The 23397-nt window shown below is 66.4% G+C and carries 28 protein-coding genes; 17 read left to right on the forward strand and 11 right to left on the reverse strand.

Features of this window, described 5'->3' with window-relative positions:
* The first annotated feature begins 181 nt into the window (after positions 1 to 181).
* Positions 182 to 781 (forward strand): superoxide dismutase, encoded by a 600-nt coding sequence (locus DSHI_RS05460; protein WP_012177740.1) that lies wholly within the window; start codon positions 182 to 184, stop codon positions 779 to 781.
* A 79-nt stretch (positions 782 to 860) separates the two neighbouring features.
* Here the strand turns inward: DSHI_RS05460 and DSHI_RS05465 are convergent, their stop codons facing one another.
* Positions 861 to 1310, reverse strand: a complete 450-nt coding sequence (locus DSHI_RS05465; protein WP_012177741.1) for a hypothetical protein — start codon at positions 1308 to 1310, stop codon at positions 861 to 863.
* Between the two features lie 127 nt (positions 1311 to 1437).
* Here DSHI_RS05465 and DSHI_RS05470 point away from each other — a divergent pair, with 127 nt between their 5' ends.
* Complete coding sequence (locus DSHI_RS05470; protein WP_044028434.1) at positions 1438 to 1866, forward strand: SufE family protein; 429 nt, start codon at positions 1438 to 1440, stop codon at positions 1864 to 1866.
* A gap of 187 nt (positions 1867 to 2053) precedes the next feature.
* Here the strand turns inward: DSHI_RS05470 and DSHI_RS05475 are convergent, their stop codons facing one another.
* From DSHI_RS05475 to DSHI_RS05500, 6 genes are all read right to left on the reverse strand, one after another.
* Positions 2054 to 2686, reverse strand: coding sequence for a DUF1638 domain-containing protein (locus tag DSHI_RS05475; RefSeq protein ID WP_012177743.1), 633 nt, complete (start codon positions 2684 to 2686; stop codon positions 2054 to 2056).
* Entirely contained in the window at positions 2683 to 3018 is a 336-nt protein-coding gene (locus DSHI_RS05480) for a YbjQ family protein (protein WP_012177744.1), read from the reverse strand. Before DSHI_RS05480 ends, DSHI_RS05475 begins: the two co-directional genes overlap by 4 nt.
* Positions 2999 to 3217 carry a hypothetical protein gene (locus DSHI_RS22135; RefSeq protein ID WP_012177745.1) on the reverse strand — a complete coding sequence of 73 codons (219 nt, stop codon included), beginning with the start codon at positions 3215 to 3217 and terminating at the stop codon, positions 2999 to 3001. Before DSHI_RS22135 ends, DSHI_RS05480 begins: the two co-directional genes overlap by 20 nt.
* 58 nt (positions 3218 to 3275) lie before the next feature.
* Positions 3276 to 3980: a corrinoid protein gene (locus tag DSHI_RS05490; RefSeq protein ID WP_044028438.1), complete on the reverse strand. Its 705-nt coding sequence runs from the start codon at positions 3978 to 3980 to the stop codon at positions 3276 to 3278.
* Between the two features lie 106 nt (positions 3981 to 4086).
* Complete coding sequence (gene bmt / locus DSHI_RS05495) at positions 4087 to 5112, reverse strand: betaine--homocysteine S-methyltransferase (protein ID WP_012177747.1); 1026 nt, start codon at positions 5110 to 5112, stop codon at positions 4087 to 4089.
* Between the two features lie 302 nt (positions 5113 to 5414).
* Entirely contained in the window at positions 5415 to 5729 is a 315-nt protein-coding gene (locus DSHI_RS05500) for a DUF1476 domain-containing protein (protein WP_012177748.1), read from the reverse strand.
* A 175-nt stretch (positions 5730 to 5904) separates the two neighbouring features.
* Here DSHI_RS05500 and purC point away from each other — a divergent pair, with 175 nt between their 5' ends.
* The 6 genes from purC (at position 5905) to DSHI_RS05530 (ending at position 11938) form a co-directional block, all read left to right on the forward strand.
* Positions 5905 to 6666 carry a phosphoribosylaminoimidazolesuccinocarboxamide synthase gene (gene purC, locus DSHI_RS05505; RefSeq protein WP_012177749.1) on the forward strand — a complete coding sequence of 254 codons (762 nt, stop codon included), beginning with the start codon at positions 5905 to 5907 and terminating at the stop codon, positions 6664 to 6666.
* A 136-nt stretch (positions 6667 to 6802) separates the two neighbouring features.
* Positions 6803 to 7033 carry a phosphoribosylformylglycinamidine synthase subunit PurS gene (gene purS, locus DSHI_RS05510; protein ID WP_012177750.1) on the forward strand — a complete coding sequence of 77 codons (231 nt, stop codon included), beginning with the start codon at positions 6803 to 6805 and terminating at the stop codon, positions 7031 to 7033.
* Entirely contained in the window at positions 7033 to 8070 is a 1038-nt protein-coding gene (locus tag DSHI_RS05515) for a zinc-dependent alcohol dehydrogenase family protein (protein WP_012177751.1), read from the forward strand. The genes purS and DSHI_RS05515 overlap by 1 nt, the downstream gene beginning before the upstream one ends.
* Positions 8071 to 8082: 12 nt before the next feature.
* Positions 8083 to 8754 (forward strand): phosphoribosylformylglycinamidine synthase subunit PurQ, encoded by a 672-nt coding sequence (gene purQ / locus DSHI_RS05520; RefSeq protein ID WP_012177752.1) that lies wholly within the window; start codon positions 8083 to 8085, stop codon positions 8752 to 8754.
* 121 nt (positions 8755 to 8875) lie between these two features.
* Positions 8876 to 10585 carry a sensor histidine kinase gene (locus tag DSHI_RS05525; protein ID WP_245533071.1) on the forward strand — a complete coding sequence of 570 codons (1710 nt, stop codon included), beginning with the start codon at positions 8876 to 8878 and terminating at the stop codon, positions 10583 to 10585.
* A 27-nt stretch (positions 10586 to 10612) separates the two neighbouring features.
* Complete coding sequence (locus tag DSHI_RS05530; protein WP_012177754.1) at positions 10613 to 11938, forward strand: sigma-54-dependent transcriptional regulator; 1326 nt, start codon at positions 10613 to 10615, stop codon at positions 11936 to 11938.
* 103 nt (positions 11939 to 12041) lie between these two features.
* Here DSHI_RS05530 and DSHI_RS05535 read toward each other — a convergent pair whose 3' ends face one another.
* From DSHI_RS05535 to DSHI_RS05550, 4 genes are all read right to left on the reverse strand, one after another.
* Positions 12042 to 12899 carry an arginyltransferase gene (locus DSHI_RS05535; protein ID WP_012177755.1) on the reverse strand — a complete coding sequence of 286 codons (858 nt, stop codon included), beginning with the start codon at positions 12897 to 12899 and terminating at the stop codon, positions 12042 to 12044.
* Between the two features lie 70 nt (positions 12900 to 12969).
* Positions 12970 to 13410: an RDD family protein gene (locus DSHI_RS05540; protein WP_012177756.1), complete on the reverse strand. Its 441-nt coding sequence runs from the start codon at positions 13408 to 13410 to the stop codon at positions 12970 to 12972.
* Between the two features lie 106 nt (positions 13411 to 13516).
* Entirely contained in the window at positions 13517 to 13927 is a 411-nt protein-coding gene (locus tag DSHI_RS05545; protein WP_012177757.1) for a DUF2852 domain-containing protein, read from the reverse strand.
* Between the two features lie 132 nt (positions 13928 to 14059).
* Positions 14060 to 14530 carry a YbaK/EbsC family protein gene (locus tag DSHI_RS05550; protein ID WP_012177758.1) on the reverse strand — a complete coding sequence of 157 codons (471 nt, stop codon included), beginning with the start codon at positions 14528 to 14530 and terminating at the stop codon, positions 14060 to 14062.
* A 106-nt stretch (positions 14531 to 14636) separates the two neighbouring features.
* Here DSHI_RS05550 and DSHI_RS05555 point away from each other — a divergent pair, with 106 nt between their 5' ends.
* The 9 genes from DSHI_RS05555 (at position 14637) to DSHI_RS05595 (ending at position 23397) form a co-directional block, all read left to right on the forward strand.
* Positions 14637 to 15065 (forward strand): hypothetical protein, encoded by a 429-nt coding sequence (locus DSHI_RS05555; RefSeq protein ID WP_012177759.1) that lies wholly within the window; start codon positions 14637 to 14639, stop codon positions 15063 to 15065.
* A 122-nt stretch (positions 15066 to 15187) separates the two neighbouring features.
* Entirely contained in the window at positions 15188 to 16147 is a 960-nt protein-coding gene (locus DSHI_RS05560; protein WP_012177760.1) for a TAXI family TRAP transporter solute-binding subunit, read from the forward strand.
* 12 nt (positions 16148 to 16159) lie between these two features.
* On the forward strand, positions 16160 to 17947 hold the full coding sequence (locus DSHI_RS05565) for a TRAP transporter permease (protein ID WP_012177761.1): 1788 nt from the start codon (positions 16160 to 16162) through the stop codon (positions 17945 to 17947).
* 83 nt (positions 17948 to 18030) lie between these two features.
* Complete coding sequence (locus tag DSHI_RS05570; protein ID WP_012177762.1) at positions 18031 to 19023, forward strand: TRAP transporter substrate-binding protein; 993 nt, start codon at positions 18031 to 18033, stop codon at positions 19021 to 19023.
* 61 nt (positions 19024 to 19084) lie between these two features.
* Complete coding sequence (locus tag DSHI_RS05575) at positions 19085 to 19582, forward strand: TRAP transporter small permease (protein WP_012177763.1); 498 nt, start codon at positions 19085 to 19087, stop codon at positions 19580 to 19582.
* Positions 19579 to 20853 (forward strand): TRAP transporter large permease, encoded by a 1275-nt coding sequence (locus tag DSHI_RS05580; protein WP_012177764.1) that lies wholly within the window; start codon positions 19579 to 19581, stop codon positions 20851 to 20853. Before DSHI_RS05575 ends, DSHI_RS05580 begins: the two co-directional genes overlap by 4 nt.
* A 4-nt stretch (positions 20854 to 20857) precedes the next feature.
* Positions 20858 to 21739 (forward strand): isocitrate lyase/PEP mutase family protein, encoded by an 882-nt coding sequence (locus DSHI_RS05585; protein ID WP_012177765.1) that lies wholly within the window; start codon positions 20858 to 20860, stop codon positions 21737 to 21739.
* 324 nt (positions 21740 to 22063) lie between these two features.
* Positions 22064 to 22327 (forward strand): hypothetical protein, encoded by a 264-nt coding sequence (locus DSHI_RS05590; RefSeq protein ID WP_044027649.1) that lies wholly within the window; start codon positions 22064 to 22066, stop codon positions 22325 to 22327.
* 86 nt (positions 22328 to 22413) lie between these two features.
* Entirely contained in the window at positions 22414 to 23397 is a 984-nt protein-coding gene (locus DSHI_RS05595; RefSeq protein WP_044028441.1) for a GAF domain-containing protein, read from the forward strand.

A 23397-nucleotide genomic window follows, 5' to 3' on the forward strand; every position in this document is an offset into this window, starting at 1 on the left:
GACACTTGCCCGACACATGTCCGACCGGGGGCCGACGCCGATCCGACGCCGTGCCCGCGCCGTTTTCGGGGCCCGTCAGAGGCCAAATGAGTTGCCCGCGCGGGGGTGGGGGGCCTTGACCTTGCCCGGTCGCGGCCTCTTATTGCCCCTGTAAGTCTTCACGCGCGAGAGGGGCCCAGAAATGGCTTTTGAACTTCCCGACCTTCCCTATGCTCACGACGCCCTGGCGTCCAAAGGCATGTCTGCAGAGACGTTGGAATACCACCACGACCTGCACCACAAGGCCTATGTGGACAACGGCAACAAGCTGATCGCGGGCACCGAGTGGGAGGGCAAGTCCCTCGAGGAAATCATCACCGGCACCTATGACAAGGGCGCCGTGGCGCAGAACGGAATTTTCAACAATATCAGCCAGTTGTGGAACCATAACCAGTTCTGGGAGATGATGGGCCCGGGCGATGCCGGCATGCCCGGCGAGTTGGAAAAGGCGCTGGTCGAGAGCTTCGGCTCGGTCGACGAGTTCAAGTCGCAATTCTCCGCCGCAGGCGCCGGGCAGTTCGGCTCGGGCTGGGCCTGGTTGGTCAAGAATTCCGACGGCTCCCTGGCGGTGACCAAGACCGAGAACGGTGTCAACCCGCTCTGCTTCGGCCAGACCGCGCTGCTGGGCTGCGATGTGTGGGAGCATTCCTATTACATCGATTTCCGCAACAAGCGCCCGGCCTACCTGACCAACTTCCTCGACAACCTGGTGAACTGGGAAAACGTCGCATCCCGCATGTGATCCCCCTTGGGATCATGCCACAACGCCCCGGTCTTGGCCGGGGCGTTTGTATTTGAAATAGTTTGTTTTTTCGGGCGTGTCAGGGCCGGACGCTGCGGGAATTGCTCTCGGCCGTGACCACGACGCGGCTCACGCCCTGCAACTGGATGTCACTGAGAAACCGCGCCACGACCACCTCGCGGGAACGTTCGGTGCCCGGCGGGGTCGGCAGGGCCGGGGGGGCGACGCGGAACTCGAAGGCCAGCTCGCCATTCACCGGATCCTCGGTCAAAGGCACCAGCTCCGCATCCCAGTAGCCCTGGACCGCCGGCACCCCGACCGCGGTGATCACCACGCCCCCGGGCAGCCGGTCGCGCTGCACGCTGCGCACGCTGCGGACCGGGCCGCGCTGGTCGACGACGAAAATCTCGGGCGCGGGCTCCAGCCGCTCGATCTCGGGCGCGCCCGCGAGAAAGTCGCAGCCCGCCAGCGCGAGTGCCATGGATGCCAAGAATACAGACCGCACGACCTGCGCCCTCCCGTTCGTCATGTCTCCGTGTCCTAACGGATCGTGGCGGGCTTGGAAAGACGGCGCCGGGGCGCAGGGCGGCTTGTTTGTGCTGGACCTCGGGGCGCGGGGCTCCTACCTGAAGAGCAGAAAGAGAAACGAGGAGCCCATGGCCACCGAAGCCTTTGAAGAGATTGCCGATACGTTCGAGTTCCTGGAGGATTGGGAGGATCGCTATCGCCATGTGATCGACATGGGCAAGGCGATGCCACCCCTGGACGAGGCGTTCCGGGTGCCGGCGACCAAGGTCGATGGCTGCGCAAGCCAGGTCTGGCTGCGGCCGATGATCGAGGGGTCGGGGCCGGAGGCGCGGTTCGATTTCCAGGGCGAGAGCGATGCGATGATCGTGCGCGGGCTGATCGCGGTGCTGCATGCGCTCTATGGCGGGCTGGCGGTGCGCGAGGTGCTGGAGGTGGACGCCCCGGCGGAGCTGGCGCGGCTGGGCCTGCACGATCACCTGTCGGCGCAACGCTCCAACGGGGTGCGGGCCATGGTCGAACGGGTGCGCAAGCTCGCCGCCGAAGCGCAGGTCGCCTGAGCCGGGCGCGGGCAAGCGGTTTCGAAACCGCTTGGCAGGCGGCGGGCGCTGCGCTCGGCAGATCCGGTGCTGCGGCCGCATCGCAGCCGCGCCACGGGCGCACCACGCCGGGCGATTCGTAGGATGTGCGACCGGCGCCCAAGCGGTTTCGAAACCGCTTGCCCCGGTCCGGCCCGTCGCGCGCCGCTCAGGCCCGGGCGAGGGCCGGGGCCAGGTCACCATAGCCGGTAAAGCGCCGCTCGAAGGCAAGGCCCAGCCGATCGGCGCAGGCGCGGGCCTTTTCGGTTAGGGCGGGATCGTCGGTCTGGGCCTGGTAGACGAGCTTGGTGTAGTTGCCGAAATAGGCATCGCGCAGCTCCGGGTGCCGGTCGAGCCCCATGGGCCGCCACACGAACGCATCGAACTGCCGGACCAGGAAATCGGTGAGGTAGAAGGCGGTGAACTCCGTCTCCGCCCGGGCGGCGAAGGCGTCGTTGCCCTCAAAGAAGCTGTAGCAATGGGGGCCTGCGACCATCTCTACCCCCAGGGCGGCGCAGCGCGCCTGCAGCATCCCGCCGGTGCCGCAATCGGCATAGACCACGAACACCCGGGCGTAGCGGTCCCGGTTGGCGCGCACCGCCGCCTCCACCGCGTCGGGGATTCGGTCGGGGTAGAGGTGCAGATTGGCCGGCAGGCAGGTCAGGCTCAGGTGGTCCCAGCCGTTGAGCCGTTTCAGCGCCAGGATCTCATGGGCCAGCGCCCCGCAGGCGATGAGCAGCACTGTGCCCTGGCCCGTGGGCGCGAGCCCCTCTTCGGTCAGGGTGCCGTCATCGGGGATCACTTCAGCCGCACCGCCGTGCCGTAGAACAGCACCTCGGAGGCGGCCTGCTGGATCGTGGAGGTTTCCATCCGGCAGGCGACGATGGCGTGGGCGCCCATCTCGAAGGCCTGCTCGACCATGCGGTCATAGGCCTGCTCCCGCGCGCCGGCCAGAAGGCTGGCATATTCCTTCACCTCGCCGCCCACCAGGTTGCGCAAGCCCGCCACGATGTCCGAGCCGATATGCTTGGCCCGCACGGTGGAGCCGCGGACCATGCCGAGGGCATGGTCGATCTCCCGCCCCGGCACGGCCTCGGTGGTCACGACCAGGATGTCACTTCTCGAGATGATCATAATGGTCGTCCTCCCGGTTGCCGATCCGGTCCGAAATCACCCGCCAGACCACGAAGGCGATGAGCCCCAGCGGGATCATCACCGCGAGCCCGAGGCCCGGGCTGAGCATCGCGCCGAGCACGGTGCTGGCCACGAAGACCGTCACCCCCGCGGCGACCACGACGATCACCAGCATCAATACGAATCTGTCCAGCGGCATGGGGTCTCCTGTTCCGGTTCCCCCTTATATGGGCGGGCAATCGGTCAGAAAGAAGGCCTCAGCTGGCCGCCAGCTGGTTGTGCTTGCGCAGGATGAAGTCCTTGGCGGTCTCGACCGCCACGGCGGCGTCGCGGCAATAGGCGTCGGCGCCGATCGCCTTGCCGAATTCCTCGTTCAACGGCGCGCCGCCCACCAGCACGATGTAGTCGTCGCGGATGCCTTTCTCGACCATCGTGTCGATCACCACCTTCATGTAGGGCATGGTCGTGGTCAGCAGGGCGGACATGCCGACGATATCGGCCTGCTCGCGCTGGGCGGCTTCGAGGTAGTTCTCCACCGGGTTGTTGATGCCGAGATCGACCACTTCGAACCCTGCTCCTTCCATCATCATGGCGACGAGGTTCTTGCCGATGTCGTGGATGTCGCCCTTCACGGTGCCGATCACCATCTTGCCCATGCGCGGCGCGCCGGTTTCCACCAGCAGCGGCTTGAGGATGGCCATGCCGCCCTTCATCGCGTTGGCCGCCAGCAGCACCTCGGGCACGAAGAGGATGCCGTCGCGGAAGTCGTTGCCGACGATGGTCATGCCCGCGACGAGCGCTTCGGTCAGGACCCGGTAGGGGGCCCAGCCGCGCTCCAGCAGGATCTCGACGCCCTCGGCGATCTCGTCCTTGAGACCGTCATAGAGGTCGTCATGCATCTGCAGCACAAGCTCGTCATCGGAAAGCTCGGAGAGGATGATATCGTCTTCTTCGTCTGCCATGATGTCCTCGACAGGTCGGAAATTGCGGTTGAGAGTGTCGTCGTTGCGGGCGGCGGGCTGCGCGGATTGCGACATGACCGACGCCGTCACCGACGCCAGGGCCCGGTCAGGAGGCGCGGCGTCTGCGGCGGGGGCGGTCGGCGGGCTTGGGGCCCCCGGCCTCGGTGCCGTCTGCGGCCGAAGAGAAACCGCCCAGGGCCTCGGTGATCTCGTCGAGGGAGGGGCGGGGCATGTCGGCGGCGGAGGCGTCCAGGGCTGCGCGCATGTGCCGGAGATGCTCGAACGTGGTGCCGCAGCAACCGCCGATAACTGACGCGCCCGAGGCGCGGGCGAGGATGGCGTATTGGGCCATCAGGTCCGGCGTACCGTCGTAGTGGATATGCCCGTCGACATATTTCGGGATGCCCGCGTTGCCCTTGGCGATGATCGGGCGTTCGGTGCCCGCGGCGGCAAAGCCCAGCACGGTGCGCAGCAGGTCCGAGGCCCCGACGCCGCAATTGGCCCCGAAAGCCACGGGCGGGTGGGCGAGTTTCTCGACCATGCGGGCCATGGTGGCGGAGGTGGTGCCCATCATGGTGCGCCCGGCGGTGTCGAAGCTCATGGTGCCGCACCAGGGCATGTCCGCGCGGGCGGCGGCCTCGGCCGCGGCGGCGTATTCCTCGGGAGCGGAGATCGTCTCCACCCAGAGGATGTCGGCGCCGCCTTCCTTCAGTCCCTCGGCTTGTTCATGGAACATCTCGACCGCGATGTCGTGGGTAAGCGGGCCCATGGGCGCCATGATCTCGCCTGTCGGACCCATGGAGCCGGCCACCAGCACCTTGCGGTCGGCCTTGTCGGCGACGCCCCGCCCGATCTCGGCGGCCAGGCGGTTCAGCTCCCGCACCCGGTCCTGGGCGGCATGGAGTTTCAGCCGCGAGGCGTTGCCACCGAAGCTGTTGGTCAGAAACAGGTCGCTGCCCGCATCGACCGCGCCCTGGTAGAGCGCCGCGATCCGGTCCGGGTGATCGGTGTTCCAAAGCTCCGGCGCATCGCCCGAGGACAGGCCCATGTTGAACAGGGTCGTGCCCGTGGCCCCGTCGGTCAGCAGGATGCCACGCTCGGCCAGAAGGGGGGTCAGCGGGTCACGCGCCATGGGGAAACCTTTCAAACGGGATAGGGGCCGCCGGGGCGGCCGCCATTTGCGCCTCTGTCGCACGGGGGCGGGTTATGAGGCAATTTCATAATTCTCATAATCTTCTTCGAAGTGGCGCATGATCGCGGGGGGGGGCGTGCCCCGCGGGGGTGCGGCCCGCGCGCGCCGCGCGGCGTGCGGATCGGCGCCTCCGGTGCCCCGGTCACGCCTTTCAGGGCCCGGGCCGCCGGCACATGTCGCGCCAATAGCCGGCACGCGCGCGGCGTCGTGCAGCAGGGGGCGCCGTGCGGGTGCGGGGGCGCTCAGGCCTCTTTCATCACCTGGGCCTTGGCCTCGATCAGCAGCTCGGCCATCTTGGCGCGGATCGTCGCCTCGTCGGCCAGGTTGCCCAGGTCGCCGGACACCTTGCGGAACACGTCCTCGTGCCCGGCTTCCTCGAAATCGGACTTGATCACTTCGCGGGCATAGGCGGCGGCATCCTCGCCAGTCTTGCCCATCAGCTCCGCCGCCCACAGCCCCAGCAGCTTGTTGCGGCGGGCGTCGGCCTTGAACTGCATTTCCGCGTCATGGGCATATTTCGCCTCGAAGGCATTTTCGCGATCGTCGAAAGTGGTCATGTCTGGTCCTCTGGCGCCGGATGATACTCACCTCAGATATGCGCCGCTGGCCCGGGGGCTGCAAGGGGCCTGCGTTTCCTTGCGGCGACTTGCAGCATCGCATGCCTTGCCCTATAGCGGGCGCACCGTGCCGCCGACGGACTGGCCCGGCCCCGTTCCCAACCGGAGACATCCCATGGCACGCCGCAAGAAGATCTACGAAGGCAAGGCCAAGATCCTGTATGAAGGCCCCGAGCCCGGGACCATCGTGCAGTATTTCAAGGATGACGCCACCGCCTTCAATGCCGAGAAACGGGCGACGATCGATGGCAAGGGCGTTCTGAACAACCGGCTCAGCGAGTTCTTCATGACCGGGCTGAACGGGATCGGCGTACCGACTCATTTCATCAAGCGGCTGAACATGCGCGAGCAGCTTGTCCGCGCGGTGGAGATCATTCCGATCGAGATCGTGGTGCGCAACACGGCCGCCGGGTCGATCTCGAAGCGACTGGGCATCCCCGAGGGCACCGCCCTGCCGCGGCCGATCGTGGAGTTCTATTACAAGGACGACGATCTGGGCGACCCCATCGTCAGCGAAGAGCATATCATCGCGTTTCAATGGGCCAGCCAGCAGGATCTCGACGACATGGTGGCGCTTGCGCTGCGGGTGAACGATTTCATGTCCGGCGTGATGCTGAGCGTCGGCATCAAGCTGGTGGATTTCAAGATCGAGGTCGGCCGGGTGTTCGAGGGCGACTACCAGCGCCTGATCGTGGCCGACGAGATCAGCCCCGACAGCTGCCGCTTGTGGGACATCAAGACGGGCGAGAAGCTCGACAAGGACGTGTTCCGGCGCGATCTCGGCAACCTGGCCGATGCCTATACCGAGGTGGCCCAGCGGCTCGGCGTTCTGCCCAAGAACGCCACCCCGATGACCAAGCCCACCCTGATCAACTGAGCGTGGGCGGCGCGCCCCGGCGGCTGCGCCTGCGGCGGGCGCGAATGCGCCTGCACCATGCCGCCGTGATGGTTGAACCCGGCCATCCGGCGCGCTAAAGCATCCGCAAAACCCTGCCCGGATCGGAGTGCCGCCCATGAAAGCCCGCGTTTATGTCATGCTCAAGGACGGTGTTCTGGACCCGCAAGGCGAGGCGGTGCGCCATGCGCTTGGCACGCTCGGTTTCGACGGGGTCGAAGGGGTGCGCCAGGGCAAGGTGATCGAGCTGGACCTGGCCGAGGGCACGTCGGAGGCGACGGTCACCGAGATGTGCGAGAAGCTGCTCGCCAACACGGTGATCGAGAGCTACCGCGTGGAGCTCGGCTGATGCGGGCGGCGGTTCTGCGGGCCTATAACGAGGATCTGGTCCTCGAGGATGTGCCCGAGCCGGTCTGCCCCGAAGACGGTGTCGTTCTCAAGGTGCTGGCCTGCGGCGTGTGCCGGTCCGACTGGCACGGCTGGGTCGGGGAGCATCCGCGGGTCAAGCCCGGCCAGATCGGCGGGCACGAGTATTGCGGCGAGGTGATCGAGGCCGGGCCGCGGGCGGCCTTCAAGCCGGGCGACCGGGTGGTGGCGCCTTTCATCCTGGCCTGCGGGTCCTGCCCGTCCTGCCAGGCGGGGGCCCAGAATACCTGCCCCAACCAGCGCCTGCCGGGCTTTGTCGAGCCGGGTGCCTTTGCCGAATACGTGGCGGTGCCCTTCGATCACAACCTGTCGCGGCTGCCCGACAGCCTGTCGCCCACGGTGGCGGCGGGGCTGGGATGCCGGGTGACGACCGCGTGGCATGCCCTGACCGGGCGGGCGGCGGTGCAGGGCGCGGAATGGGTCGCAGTGCATGGCACGGGCGGGATCGGCCTGTCCTCGGTGATCCTGGCCAATGCGCTGGGCGCGCGGGTGATCGCGGTGGATGTGGTCGACGAGAAGCTGACCCATGCCGCACAGCATGGCGCCGAAGTGACGCTGAACGCCCGCGAGGGCGACGTGGCCGCGCGCATCAAGCAGATCACTGGCGGCGGTGCCCATGTGGCGATCGAGGCGCTGGGCATTCCCGAGACGGTGAATGCTTCGCTCGAATGTCTGCGGCCCCTGGGACGGCATGTGCAGGTGGGCCTGCCCACGGGCCACACCGCGCGGATGGAGATCAACATGTCCGCGATCTATCAGGGCAACCTGGCGGTTTACGGCACGCGGGGGATGCCGTCGTGGCGCTACCCGTCGCTGCTGAGCCTGATCGAGACCGGGCGGGTGGACATGTCGCCGCTCATCGCCCGCGAGATCGGGCTGTCGGGCACCTCGGCCGAACTGCGCGCCTTCAACGGTCCGACCCCGCCCGGGGTGGCCGTGATCACCGATTTCCAGAGCTGAGGGAGCGCCGCCATGAAAGCCGCAATCATCGTCTTTCCCGGATCGAATTGCGACCGGGACCTGGCCGAGGCCTTCCGCAAGACCACCGGGGTCGATCCGGTCATGGTCTGGCACAAGGACACCGCGCTGCCCTCGGGCATCGACATTGTCGGCGTGCCGGGGGGGTTTTCCTTCGGCGATTACCTGCGTTGCGGGGCGATTGCGGCCCAGTCGCCCATCGCGCGCGCGGTCAAGGGCTTCGCCGAGACCGGCGGGCCGGTTCTGGGCATCTGCAACGGGTTCCAAGTGCTGTGCGAGACCGGGATGCTGCCCGGGGTGCTGATGCGCAACGCGTCGTTGAAGTATATCTGCCGCCCCGTCACCTTGCGGGTCGAGACCACGCAGACACACTTCACCGCCGCCTATGAGGTCGGCGAAGAGATCACCGTACCCATCGCCCACCATGACGGGAATTACCGCGCCGATGCCGACACGCTCGACCGGCTGGAGGGCGAGGGACGTGTCGCGTTTCGCTATGTGGACAATCCCAACGGGTCGGACCGCGACATCGCGGGGATCGTGTCTGAAAACCGCCGCGTTCTGGGCATGATGCCCCATCCGGAGCGCGCCTTCGAGCCGCTCCATGGCGGGACCGACGGAGCGCGGCTGTTCTCGGGTCTGCTGGACGCGCTGGCGCCGGCTTGAGCATCGGCGGCGCGCCGCCCGCCGATGCCTGCCTGCGCTTGTGAGCGCAGGGCAACCGGCGTATTCCTGAACCATGGCGGAGCCGCGCGTCGATCCTTCGAGTGCCTTGTCCCGTGCCAATATGGTGGCGCGCAGCGTTGCCGTGGTCTTGGCGCTGGTCGCGGTCGCGGTGGTCTGGGTCACGAACATCTGGCTGACCGACCGCTTCACCGAGACGACGCGCAACCGGGCCGAGCTGCGCCTGTCGCTCTATTCCAATGCTATCGTGTCGGAGTTGCAGCGCAATTCGGTGGTGCCGCTGCTGTTGTCGCGGGACCCGGTCATCATCAGCGCCCTGAGCAATGATGACCATCTCGCCACGTCGCAGCGCCTGATCTCGCTGCGCGAGGAGATCGGCGCGGCCTCGATGCAGCTTCTGAACGAGTCCGGGCGCACGGTGGCGGCCACTGATCGCACGAAACTGGGCACCCAGCATCGCAACGCACCCTATTTCGTCGAAGCCCTGCGCGCCAACGGGACGGTGTTCACGATTACCGAGACCGAGTCCGGGCGGCTGGATTTCGCCTTCTCGCGCCTGATCGAGTTCGATCAGCGCGTGCTCGGCGTGATGGTGGTGGAGGTCGATCTGCGCAAGCTGGAGACGCGCTGGTCCGGCGGGTCGGATGCGATCATGGTCACCGACAGCGCGGGCAAGGTGATCCTGGCGACCGAGCCGCGCTGGCGGAGCCGCACGCTGACCGAGGCGCTGGATGCGCAATCGGCGCCCACGGCGATCTCGCGCGCGATCCAGGCCACGGGCGAATGGACCGGGCGCGCGCCGGAGACGTACCTGTTGGGCGAGGCGGTGCTGGAGCTGGAGATGCTCGTGCCGTTCCGGGGCTGGCGGCTCTATTCCTTCGTCACCTATTCCTCGGTGCGGGAGCGGGTGAACGCGGTTCTCGCGCTGGAGATCATGACCTTCGCCATCCTGATCGCGCTCGGCTTTTACCTGCTGAGTCGCCGGGCGGTGTCGACCTCGGCGATCTTCCAGCGGGAGTCGGCAGAACTTCGCCTTCTGAACGAGCGGCTGCAGCAGGAAATCGCCGAACGGGAGCGGGTGGAGAAGACCCTGGAGCAGGCCGAACAGACCCTCGCGCAGAGCCAAAAGCTCGCCGCGCTGGGGGAGATGTCGGCCGCGGTCAGCCACGAGTTGAACCAGCCGCTGGCGGCGATGAAGACCTATCTGGCGGGCGCGCGGCTGTTGTTGCAGCGCAAGCGGCCGGACGAGTCGCTGAGCTCTTTCGCCCGGATCGACGATCTGATCGACCGGATGGGCAAGATCACGCGGCAGCTGAAGTCCTTTGCGCGCAAGGGCGAGGATGCGTTCCAGATCGTGGATCTGCGCGAGGCGCTCTCGGCGGCGCTGGCGATCATGGAGCCGCAGATCAAGCAAGAGTTTGTAAAGATTGAAAGAAATATGCCCAAACAGCCGGTTCTGGTGATGGGGGACCGGATCCGGCTGGAACAGGTGATCGTCAACCTGCTGCGCAATGCGATGGATGCCACGGCCGGCACGCCCAACCCGGTGGTCGAGATCGACCTGACCACGGGCGAGACCGCGCGGCTGTCGGTGCGCGACAACGGTCCGGGCATCACGGATTTCGAGCAGATCTTCGAGCCGTTCTACACCACCAAGCGGCCGGGCGACGGGGTCGGGCTGGGCCTTGCCATTTCCTCGGGGATCGTGTCGGACCACGGGGGGCGGTTGATGGCGCGCAACCGGACCTCGCGCGGGGCGGTGTTCGAGATGCGATTACCCCTCTGGACGGCGGACAGCCAAGCCGCAGAATAGCCGCCAAGACAGTCGAGGAGACACCAGATGCCCAAGGCCATGAAAATCGCCATCGTCGATGACGAACAGGACATGCGCCAATCGATCAGCCAGTGGCTTGCGCTGTCCGGCTATGACACCGAAACCTATGCCAGCGCCGAGGAGGCCCTCAAGGGGATCGAGGCCGGGTATCCCGGGATCGTGTTGTCGGACATCAAGATGCCGGGCATGGATGGCATGGCGCTGCTCAAGCGGTTGATGAGCATGGACAGCGCCCTGCCGGTGATCATGATCACCGGCCATGGCGATGTGCCCATGGCGGTGGAGGCGATGCGCCTCGGGGCGTTCGATTTCCTGGAAAAGCCGTTCAATCCCGACCGGATGAGTGCGCTGGCGAAACGCGCCAGCGATACCCGGCGCCTGACCCTGGAGAACCGCGCCCTGCGGCGAGAACTGGGCGATGGCACGGTGCTGATGCGCAAGCTGATCGGAGCCTCGCCGGCCATGGCGCGGCTGCGCGAGGATATCCTCGATCTCGGGCAGGCGGACGGGCATGTGCTGATCGACGGAGAGACGGGCACGGGCAAGACGCTGGTGGCCCATGCGCTGCACGCGGTGGGGCCGCGGGCGGGCAAGCCCTTCGTGGTGCAGAGCTGTGCCGCGGTGGACGATCTGGAGAAGCGGCTTTTCGGCCCGGCGGAGGAGGGGATGCCCCTGCCGCTGGTGGAGCAGGCCCGCAGCGGCACCCTGTGCCTCGAGGATATCGAGGCGATGCCTTCGGAGGTGCAGGCGCGGCTGCTCGGTCAGCTCAACGACACCAGTGCGGGCATCGAGACCCGGATCATCGCGATCTGCAACCTGGCCGAGGATGGCAAGACGATCGAGGATCGCCTACGTCCGGACCTGTTCTACAGGCTTGCGGCCATGCGGATCACCCTGCCGCCCCTGCGCCAGCGCGGGGAGGATATCCTGACGCTGTTCTCGCATTACGCGGACATGTTCTGCGAAGAATACGGCTGCGACGCGCCGCAAGTGGCCGCGCAGGAGGCCGCGCAACTGTTGCAGGCACCCTGGCCGGGGAATGTGCGGCAGCTGATCAACGTGGCCGAGCGCGCGGTGCTGCAGAACCGGCGCGGGTCCGGGTCGATCACCTCGCTGCTGATGGCGGACAATGCGGAGATGGGGCCTGCGATCACCACCGAGGGCAAGCCGCTGAAGGAATATGTCGAGGCGTTCGAGCGGATGCTGATCGACAACACGATGCGCCGCCACAAAGGGTCAATCGCGGCGGTGATGGAAGAGCTGTGCCTGCCCCGCCGGACCCTCAACGAGAAGATGGCGAAATACGGTCTGAGCCGGGCCAATTACCTCTGACGGGTCGGGTCGGCTGCCTGGATCGCCGGGCTGCTGCGTTCCTCGAACGGTTGGGATCGGCGCCACCGGGGCGGGGTAGAGATACCGCGCGCCCGTTTGGGTGTCAGCCTTTCCTGCGGTCCGTCGGCAGGGTGTCGGGCAGGTTGATCTTGGCGACCTGCTCGGCGATCGGGTCCACGTTCAGCGGGTGGGTATCGCGGCTATGGCTTTCGGGGTCGCCGATGGGCTGCCATTCGCCATTCTTGTAGATCTCCAGCCCCGAGAAACTGGCCTTGTAGCCCATCTTGGGACTGCCGGGCACCCAGTAGCCGAGATAGACATAGGGCAGGCCCGCCTCGCGAGCGATCTCCACGTGGTCGAGGACCATGAAGGTGCCGAGGGACTGGCGCACGAGGTCCGGGTCGTAGAACGAATACACCATGGACAGCCCGTCATCGAGCACGTCGGTCAGGCATACCCCGGCGAGGTTGCGCGGCGCGCGCTTGCGGTTGGGCGCGGCCTCGGCGCTCTGGCGGTATTCCACCACGCGGGAGCGCACGGGCGTTTCCTCGATCATCGCGGCGAACTCGAAGATGTCCATGTCCGCCATGCCGCCTTCGGCATGCCGCGCGTCCAGGTATTTGCGGAACAGGCTGTACTGATCCTCGGTCGCCCAGGGCGAGGTCGCCTCTCGCTCCATCACAGCGTTGCGCTTCAGCGTGCGCCGCTGGGAGCGGGACGGAGTGAAGGCCGAGACGTCGATCCGCGCCGACAGGCAGGCGGTGCAATCGGCGCAGCTGGGCCGGTAGAGCACGTTCTGGGAGCGCCGGAACCCCTGCTTGGACAGGGAATCGTTCAGGGTCTCGGCGAACTCCCCTTGCAGGGCGGTGAACAGCTTCCGCTCCATGCGCCCGTCGATATACGGGCATGGCTGCGGCGCCGTCACATAGAATTGTGGCGCGAGAGGAAGGGTGTGACGCATGGGTTTCCGAATTCAAGACTTAAGCGGACGGTAGCAAGGGATTTGCCGCCCGCCAAGTCATCAGTTCGTTTCAGAGCCGGCTGCGCCGGTTCAGGGCAACAGTCCCGAGGATATGGTCGGTTAGTCCCTGTTTCCGCTCGCTCATCAGCATCAGCGCGATGGAGACGAGTTGCAGCGGGAAGATCGCCACCGAGACGTGATAGCCCAAGGTATGCAGCAGCGCGGTCAGCATGTCGGGGCGGGCGCCCCGGGCATCGCGGATCTCGATGCTGGCAAAGCGCATCCCCCAGGTCGCGCCGCCCATGGTCAGGGTCGTCCAGCGGTAGAGAAAGCTGACCATCAGCGCCAGGAACGGCAGGTAGAACAGTGCCGTGAACAGGGTGATCGGCACCAGCACCACCGTCATCGCCGCGATCGCCAGGAAATCCACACACCAGGCGATCAGGCGCTTGGTGGGCACATCCGCATACATCTCGGCATTGGCGTAGGGATCGGGCAGGGCTGTGGACATCGCGGGCGGGACCTTTTTCGGCTATGGGGTTCAGATAGGCAGGCTGCCCCGCCCGGACAAGCCGGGCAGGCTGCCCCGCCCGGACAAGCCGGGCAGGGCAAGGGGATCAGGCGCCGGCGGGGGCGGGCCCGTCGGTGTCGGGTTTCGGGGTGTCCTGGGCCATGCGCGCGCGGTCTTCCATGAACTGGTCGAACTCGGACTTGTCCTTGGCCGCCCGGAGCCGGTCGAGGAAGGCTTCGAAGGCTTCCTGTTCGTCCTGCAGGCGGCGCAGGGTGTCGGCCTTGTAGGCGTCGAACGCGGTGTTGCCCGAGGATTTGAAGCCATGGGTCAGGCTGTAGGATTTGCAGGCGCTTTGCGATTTGAACATTTTCTTTCCCCAGATCATGTAGGCGAGAAGGGCGAGGCCGATGGGCCAGAAGAAGATGAAGCCGAGGACCATTGCGACGATCCATGCGGGCTTCCCTTTGCGGTCGAGCCACATCTCTGCTTGAGAAGGCCAGGTTGCAACGGTGCTCATGTGGGTGCTCCAATCTTGGTGTGCGTTAATGTGAATTCGCTTCACATCACAGCAGATGGGCGCGGGCCGGGCCGGTGACAAGAGGCAATGTTAAAATTATTTACTTCGGCGGAATCCGGAGGTTTGGCGTTGTTATCCGGTGAAATCCGCCAGAACCGCCCCCGACAGCCGCAGCAATTCCGGCGGCGCGATGGGGAAGATATGGCGCGGGGTGCCCGCCGCGCCATAGACCGTGTCGAACACCATGAGCCGTGGGTCGCACCAGGCGCGGATCGGGGTCAGATGGCCCACGGGCGACACGCCGCCGATGGCGAACCCGGTCTGGGCCCGGATCAGGGTGGCATCCGCCTTGCCCAGGGGCGCGCCCGCCACGGCACTGGCCTTGGCCGCATCGACCTGGTTGCCGCCAGCGGTCAGAAAGAGCACCGCCGCCCCGCTGTCCTCGTCGCGGAAGATGATCGATTTGGCAATCTGGTCCAGGGCGCAGCCTGCCGCGTCGGCCGCCTGTTGCGCGGTGCGGGTCTCGGTCCCCATCTCCAGCACCGCGCCGTCCAGCCCGGCGGCCTGCAAGGCCGCGACCACCCGTTTGAGGCTCTTGCTCATGGCGAAGGCTCCTTTCCATTTCCCTAGGGGTTTGAACACGGCGCTTCACGAATTGTAAAACCGAATATGGAACCTTCGCGGCAAAGGGTTTTTGAAAGCGTCCTACATGGATTCCAGTCGCCGCTACATTCTGCTCAGCGTGATCATCCTGTGTGCGGCGCTGCCCGCGATCGGGGCTTTCCTGCTGTATTTCGTGACCCAGAACCCGACCTTGCGTCCGCTCGGGCTGACAAAGGAACAGCTTGTCGAATTCGAAGGCGATGCAGAGGCGTTGGCGATCCGGGTCACGGTCGATTGGGGGCGGGACCAGGTGCCGGAGGCGCGCAAGGCGGAGTTGCGGGCGCTGATTGCCGACAGGTTGATCATCTATACCGACGATTTCGCGATCACCATGCGCGATGTGCCGGGGGACCGGGTGGGGGTGACCTTCAAGGTGGGCGCGAATGAATACGGGCCCATGGCGCCGGAGCAGATGATGGATGGTATCATCCCTTCGCTGATCGCACTGGACATGACAAAAAAGGCACGGGAGTAACGGCGCCTGTCGCGGCGATGCAGGGCAGGGATCAAGGCACGGAGCAGGGCGCCGGGATTCTTCGGCTTGCGCTCCGCGCGCGGGTGCGTAGGCTCGCCGCGAACCAGTTTGGGAGGACTGTCATGACGTTTCTGAAACCCTTCGTGGTCGCGGCTGCCGTTGCAGCCTGCGCCATGGGCACCGCCGCCGGGGCCGAGACCCGGATCACCTATAAATCCGCCAAGGCGGGCTCGTCCTATTACCAGATGGCGGTGCAGATCTCCGAGGCGATGAAGGCGGGCACCGATGGCGCGATCTCGGTCACGGTCGAGGAAAGCCAGGGCTCGGTGCAGAACGTGATGGAGGTGCGCGCGCGCGGCGGCGACTACGTGTTCACCACCCCTCCCGCACTGATCGGTCTGGCCCAGCGGGGGGCCGCCATGTTCGAGGGCAAAGGGAGCCCGGCCTTCGACGAGATCCGCGCATTGTTTCCGATCCCGTCCCTGACCATGCATTTCGTGATGTCCGAGGCCAGTGGTGTCACCAGCTTCGCCGAGATGGAGGGCAAGACCATCCTGCTCGGCAGCGGCTCGTTCGGGGCGCGCGAGGGCGAAAAATACCTCGGCCTCTTCGGGCTGGAGGGCAAGGTCACCATTGCCGATAGCGAGCTGTCCAACGCGGTCAACGCGCTGAAAAACGGCCAGATCGACGGGTTCGTGACCGCGGGCTCCTATCCGGCGCCAAACGTGATCGAGGCGGCGGCCTCCACGGGGGTGACGGTGCTGTCGCTCAGCCCCGAGCAGATCGCGGAGACCGGGCGCACCGCCCTTACCATCCCGGCGGGCACCTATGCCGGGCAGGAGGCCGACATCGACACCACGTCGCTTCCGGTGGTGGCCTACACGACCACGAAGATGGACGAAGAGACCGCCTATCAGCTCACCAAGACCTATTGGGAGACCAAGGCCGACATGGCGGGCGATGCCAAGTGGTGGGACGGGGTGTCGGTGGACATGCTGTCCAACATCACCACGCAGATCCACCCGGGGGCCCTGCGCTATTACAAGGAAGTGGGCGCGACCCTCAGCGACGCGCATATGTAAGCGCGCGCCCCGGTGGAGGCGGTCGAGGACCGGGCGGTCCCGCGCAGGCAGGTGTGGATCGCCCTCGGGGCGCTGACGGTGGCGTTTCATCTGGGGCTGATCTTCTACGGGCTGGTTCCCAACCTGGTGGCGCGGCCCTTGCACATGGCGCTGATCCTGCCTTGGGTGTTTCTGTTCGCCGCCGCCACCCCGGTGGCGCGGATCTCGGGGGCTATTCTCACCGGCCTCGGCATTGCCGGGTGCCTCTGGATCGCGCTCAACCACCAGATGTTGCGCAACCAGTACGGCTTTCTCGAAAGCGGGTTCCAGGTTGCGCTGGCCATCACATTGCTTCTGGTCGCCATGGAGGGCGCGCGTCGGGCCATTGGCTGGCCCCTGCCGCTGGTGGCGCTTCTGGCGCTGCTCTACGGGCTTTACGGGCAGCACATCCCCGGCGAGTTCGGCCATGCGGGCACGCCCCTGCGCAGTTTTCTCGGCACGCTTGTGGTGGCCGAGGGCGGGCTCTGGGGCAGTCTGACGGGGGTGTCCGTGGGCGTGGTGGCGGTGTTCGTGATCTTCGGCGCGGTGCTGAACGCGGGCGAGGCGGGGCAGGGGTTCATGAACGTGGCCGCGGCCGCCGCGGGGCGGCTGAAGGGCGGGGCGGCCAAGGTGTCGGTCCTGTCCTCGGCGCTCTTCGGATCGATCTCGGGCTCGGCCTCGGCCAATGTCGCCTCCACCGGGGCGATCACCCTGCCGGCGATGACCAAGCTCGGCTATCCGCGGCGGCTGGCGGCGGCGACCGAGGCGGTGGCATCGTCGGGCGGGCAGATCATGCCGCCGCTCATGGGGGCGGGGGCCTTCGTGATGGTGGAGCTGACCGGCGTCCCCTATTCCGAGATCATGCTGGCGGCCCTGCTGCCCGCGATCCTTTATTTCGCGACGGTCTGGCAGGGGCTGAACGCCTTCGCGTCGCGCTATGACCTCAGGCCCATCCCGGTGGAGGATCGGCCCGCGCGCAGGCAGGTTCTGATCACCTCCGGCTTTTTCCTGGTGCCGTTCTCCACCCTGCTGATCGCGATGTTCGCCCTGGGCTACACGCCGCAATACGCCGCTGCGCTGGCGATCTTCACCGGGCTTGCGCTGCTTTTTGTCGACATCTCCCTGCGGCCGAATCCGGGGCAGGGTTTCGCGCGGCTGGCCGAAGCCTTGCTCAACGCGGGCAAGCAGGTGTCGATGATCGCGGCGATCATCATCTGCGCCTCGATCATCATCGGGGTGCTGGGCATCACCGGGCTGGGGGTGAAGATCACCTCGGTGATCCTGTCGGGGTCGGGCGGTGCGCTCTGGCCTGCGCTGCTGCTGACCGCGCTCGCGTGTCTGTTGCTGGGGATGGAGGTGCCGACGACCGCGGCTTACGTGATCTGCGTCTCGGTGGCGGGTCCGGCGCTGATCGAGCTGGGGTTGGAGCCGTTGCAGGCGCATCTCTTCGTGTTCTGGTTCGCACTGCTGTCGACCATCACGCCGCCTGTTTGCGGCGCGGTCTTCATCGCCTCCGGCATGGTGCAGGAGAACTGGCTGCGCGTGGCGCTCACGGCCATGGCGCTGGGCGTCGGGCTTTATGTGATCCCGCTGGCGATGATCGCCAATGACGCGCTGATCCGGCTGTCGGCCGAGCCTGGCGCGGCCCTGCTGGCCCTGCTGGTGGTCGGCGCGGGGCTGGGCGGGGTGTCGCGCGGGCTGATCGGGCGCGAGCCGTGGCCCTTGCGTGTCGCGGTCTGCGCAGGCGGGCTTGGCCTGTGCTTTGCCGCGCTCTGGGTTTGAGCGCGCCGCACGGGAGCGCTTGCCAATTCGTCGCAGCACCGTAGAGTCGCGTCAGTCAAAAAAAGACCACTGGGAGGAAGACCATGATCAGAGACACTCTGATACTTGCGGCCTGCGCGTCCGTCATCGGCAGCGCGGCCCTTGCCACCGAGAAGATGCGGATTTCGCTGCAATTGCCGCTGACCAGCCATCTGGGCGAGAACCTGCAGCTTTTCGAGAAGGAGGTCGAAGAGCGCACAGGTGGTGCGATCGACGTGGAAATCTATGACAGCGCAACCCTTTACCGCGACAAGGAAGTGCCCGCGGCCGTCGGCTCCGGCGCGATCGAGGCCGGGGTGGCATCGCTGACGCAGTATGTGGGCGACGCGCCGGTGGTGGACGTGTTCTACATGCCCTTCCTGTTCAACACCGAAGAGAAAGTGCGCGCGGCGGTGGCCGAAGGATCGCCCGTGCGCGAGATCCTAGAGACGGAGATCGCCAAGACCGGCGGCGAGGTTCTCTATTGGCAGGCCTATGGCGGCGCAATCCTGCTCAGCCAGGATGAGCCGATCCGCACCCCCGAGGACATGCAGGGCAAGAAGGCGCGGGTCTTCGGCAAGACGCTGGGCGATTTCGTGACCGCCGCGGGCGGCGCGCCGACGCTGATCTCGGGTTCCGAGCAATACCTGGCCTATCAGCGCGGCACGGTCGATGTGGGCATGACCGGTGTATCGGGCGTGAAATCCCGCAAGCTGTGGGAGGTGATGGACACCATCACCAAGACCAACCACGCCAATATCGAGTTCGTGGTGGTGGTCAACAGCGACTGGTGGAACGGACTGGATGCCGAGACCCAGGGCCACATCAACGCGGCCGCACAGGTGGCACAGGATGATGTGCGTGACCGTATGGCCGCGATCGAAGCCGAAGCCTACGCTGCCGCGGAAGAGAACGGCATGACCATCGTCGAGTTGACCGACGAGGAGCTTGCCAAGTGGCAGGCCGTGTCCCAGCCGGTCTATGACAGCTATCTCGCGGCGACGGGTGAGGCGGGGCGACAGATCCTCGACGCGCTCGGCGTGAACTCCGGCTCCTGACGAAACGCGTCTTTGCGCAATCAACCGGGCGGTCCTGCGCGGCCGTCCGGAAAGGCCTTTCATGTCCTTGATAACTTCCCTGTCCCGGTACGCCTGCATCTGCGGTGCGGTGCTGATGGCGTTGACCGGCGTGATGCTCACCTACGAGGTGGTGGCGCGGTATTTCTTCATCCGGCCCACGATCTGGGCGGCGGAGTTGAGCCAGCTGTGCCTGATCTGGGGCTGCCTGCTGGCCATGGCGCACCTGCTGACCCTGCGCCGGCACATCACCGTCAACGCGGTCACGGGGCTTCTGCCGCCGGGCGCGCAAAAGGTCTGCGCCGGGATCGCGCTGGTGGTGGTGATCGTCTTCTCGGCCATCGTGACGATTTACGGCTTCGACATCTTCTGGACGAGCTTTGAGCGGGGGCGCACCACGGGCTCGATCCTGAACCTGCCGATCTGGATCTCCGAGGCCTCCGTGCCCGTGGGCTTCGCGCTCCTGGGCGCGCAGGGGGCGGTGGAGCTGTTCCGGCTCAAGGGATCCGATACCGCGAGCTTGGGGGCGACCCACGAATGACCATCATCCTGATCCTTGTCGCGCTCTTTGTGCTGTTGCTGCTGGGCGTGCCGGTGGCCTTCGCGCTGGGGGGCATGGGGTTGGCGATGCTGATCCTCGGGGGGTTCTCGCCCCTGATGGCGCCGCAATCCATCCTGTCCACGCTGGACGGGTTCATCCTGTTGGCGGTGCCCCTGTTCCTTCTGATGTCCAACCTGCTGCTGAAGGGCGGGGTGGGGCGCGATCTGTTTGCGGCCGTCCAGGCCTGGGTCGGGCATTGGCCCGGCGGGCTGGCGGTGGCGACGATCCTGAGCTGTGCGCTGTTTGCGGCGATCTCGGGCTCGTCGGTGGCGACGGCGGCGACCATCGGCACCGTGGCGATCCCCGAGATGATCAACCGCGGTTACGAGAAGAAATTCGTCTATGGCCTGCTGGCTGCCGGGGGGACGCTGGGCATTCTGATCCCGCCCTCGATCCCGATGATCGTTTACGGCTTCGTGACCGAGCAATCGGTGATCGCCTTGTTCCTGGCCGGGATCGGGCCGGGGCTGTTGCTGGTCACGCTCTTCGTGCTGTTTGCCATGCTGCATGCGCGGCTGTCGGGGACCTATACGCCCGTGCCCAAGGCCACCATGGCGGAACGGATGAGCGCCTCGAAACGGGCGCTGCCCTCGGTGGCGCTGGCCGCACTGGTCATTGTCGGGCTTTACTCCGGGGCCTTCACGCCGACGGAGGCTGCGGCCATCGGCTCGGCCGCGGCGCTGGCCATCGTCACTCTGTGGCTGCGGACCCTGACCTGGGTGACCTTCTGGGAGGCGGTGCGCGAAAGTGCGATCACCACCGCCGCGATCCTGCTGATCGTCGCGGGGGCAAAGGTGTTCGGCAAGGCGATCGCGCTCTACCGTATCCCGCAGGATATCTCGGCTTTCCTGACCCAGGTGATCGACGGGCCGATCATGTTCATCGTGGTGGTGTCGCTGGTGCTCTTGCTGATGGGGCTGGTCTTCGAGGCGTTGTCGATGATCCTGATCATGACGCCGGTGCTGTTGCCGGCGGCGATGGGGCTGGGCTTCGATCCGATCTGGTTCGGCATCTACATGGTGATCATGGTGGAATGTGCCCTGATCACGCCGCCTGTGGGCTTGAACCTCTATGTGATACAATCGGTGGCGCGCACGACCCTGTCCAATGTGGCGCGCGGGGTCTGGCCCTTCCTCATTCTGATGCTGGTGACGGTGGGGGTGCTCTATGCCTTCCCGCAACTGGCGCTGTATATTCCTTTCCAATGGTGATGCGATGAGTGCTGCCCGAACCCTGCGGAGCCTGCTGGCGCAGGACCGTTGCCATGTCATGCCGTGCTGTTTCGACGCGCTGTCGGCCAAACTGATTGCGCAGGAGGGCTATGATCTGACCTTCATGTCGGGGTTCGCGGCCTCGGCCAGCCGGATCGGCGCGCCGGATCTCGGGTTGATGAGCTATGGCGAGGTGGTGGACCAGGCCCGCAACATCACCGAGGCGGTGGACATTCCCCTGATCGGGGATGGTGACACCGGCTATGGCAATGCGATGAATGTGCGCCGGACCGTGACGGGGTTCGCGAAGGCGGGCTGTGCCTCGGTGATGATCGAGGATCAGCTTGCGCCGAAACGCTGCGGCCATACGCCGGGCAAGGCGGTGGTGGGGCGCGACGAGGCGTTCGACCGGATCCGGGCCGCCGTGGACGCGCGGGAAGAGATCCGGGCCGCGGGCGGCGATATCCTGATCCTGGCGCGCACCGATGCGCGGCATGAGCACGGGCTGGCCGAGGCCATCGACCGTGCGGCGCGTTTTGCCGAGCTGGGGGCGGATATCCTCTTCGTGGAGGCGCCCAGGACCGAGGCGGAAATGCGCACGGTTTGCGCCGAACTGCCGGGGCCGAAAATGGCCAATATCGTCGAAGGCGGCGCCACGCCGGACCTGCCCAATGCGGCCATGCACGATATCGGCTACGCGATTGCGGCCTATCCCCTGTCGCTGATGGCGGCGGCGATGCAGGCGATGGTCCGCACGCTGCGCGGCATGCGCGACGACCGCCGGCCGGACCTGATGGACTTCGCCGAGTTGCGCACCCGGATCGGGTTCGATGCCTATTATGCGGCGTCAGAGCGCTACGCCTCGTCCAGGCGCACGCCCGACTAGCGCGGCTGCCCGGATGCGGTTCGTTGCTGTCCGGGCCGGTATTTGGGATGCAGTCTTGTCGTGCTTGTGGGGGACAGGGAAATTGTCCCGTTGCCTCCCGCCGCCGTCTTGGTCGCCACGCGCTCTGGCGCGGAATGGGTAGGGTTCGAGATTTTCTTAAAAACAAGACATTGGGTCGAGAAGCTCAAGTTCTGCGACACTATATCCGACAGTTTTTATCAAGAAATAATTGCAAGCCGTAACGCGATGTGCTGTTCTGGGCCTTGTCGAGCCACGTTTCCTGCGCAGCCCACCCGGCGCTCTTGCTCAAACACGGAAACGCAGATGGCACATGACTTCCACTGGCTCCTCGCGATGCACACGACCGCGGCCCGCTTTGGTGACGGGCTGAAGCCTGAACTCGCCGCCCTCCTGGGCGGGCACGCGACCCGGTTCGGACCCGATGTGCGCCCGCTCGGGCGGGTGCCGGTCTCCGCCGGACCGGCGGATCAATTCGCGACCAAAGCGCAATTGGCCAAACTCGGGATTCCCTCTATCGCTCCTGCACCGGCGGTGCATGCGGATCTGGAAACCGCGGACAGCACCTGACCCGCGATCTTGGACATGCGGGTTCGGGGCCGGAGCGGCCGCATCCAGGTCGCAGGTAACCGGGTCGGAGGAACTGGGGGATGCAGATGACACATGGTTTTGCGCAGCATGTCGAGAACGTGGTGGCCACGGTGGCGATGCCCTCTGCGGCGGCGCAGTCGCGGCTGGCCGCATCCTGGTGTCGGTCCTTCAAGACCTACCAGCTGCATCCGGGCTATCGCGGGCGTCCTGAGCGGCTGTCGGGCCGGGATTTCAACCTGCGCAAGGATGAGAACGACGCGCTGATCCATGCGGCGGGCTCGGCGCTGGATCACCTGTTCAAGGTGTTGCGGATGTCGGGCTGCGCGGTGTTCCTGGCGGACCGGGAGGGGTGCATCCTCGACGGGCGGTCCGGCACCGGCGATGCGGACGGGTTCGAGAGTTGCAACCTGAGCCCCGGCGCCGATTGGAGCGAGGCCTCCGAGGGTACCAACGGGATCGGCACCTGCCTGAGCGAGGGCCGCGCCGTGACCATCGACCGAACCGATCATTTCTCGGCCCGCAACATCGCCATGACCTGCATCGGAGCGCCGGTTTTCGGGGCCAGGGGCGAGTTGGTGGGCGCGGTGGACGTGTCCTCGGCCCGGGAGGACCACACGCCGGGGCTGAATGCGCTGATGGCCGAGACCGTGGCCCAGGCTGCGCGCAATATCGAGGCGGCGCTGTTCCGGCAGGCTCATCCGCGGGCGCGGATCGTGGTGGCCGAGACCGACGGCACGGGCCCGGTGGGGCTGCTGGCGATCGACCAGGACGATGTGATCACTGGCGCGACACATGCCGCGCGCCGGTCCATGGGCGTGGCGCGGGACACCCCGTTCGCGCCCATGCCCGCCGCCGATGTGTTGGGCCGTCCCGAGCCCCATCGCGGCTTCGACCGGGCCGAATATGCCGCCGTCAAACGCGCCCTGCTGCGGGCCGGCGGCAATGTCAGCGCGGCGGCCCGCGACCTCGGGGTCGGGCGCGCGACCCTCTATCGGCGCATGAAGCGGGTCGGTCTCGACGAAACCTGTCGCAACCTGTCTCAGAACTGA

It is taken from the genome of Dinoroseobacter shibae DFL 12 = DSM 16493 (genome assembly GCF_000018145.1).
In the GTDB taxonomy this organism is placed as follows: domain Bacteria; phylum Pseudomonadota; class Alphaproteobacteria; order Rhodobacterales; family Rhodobacteraceae; genus Dinoroseobacter; species Dinoroseobacter shibae.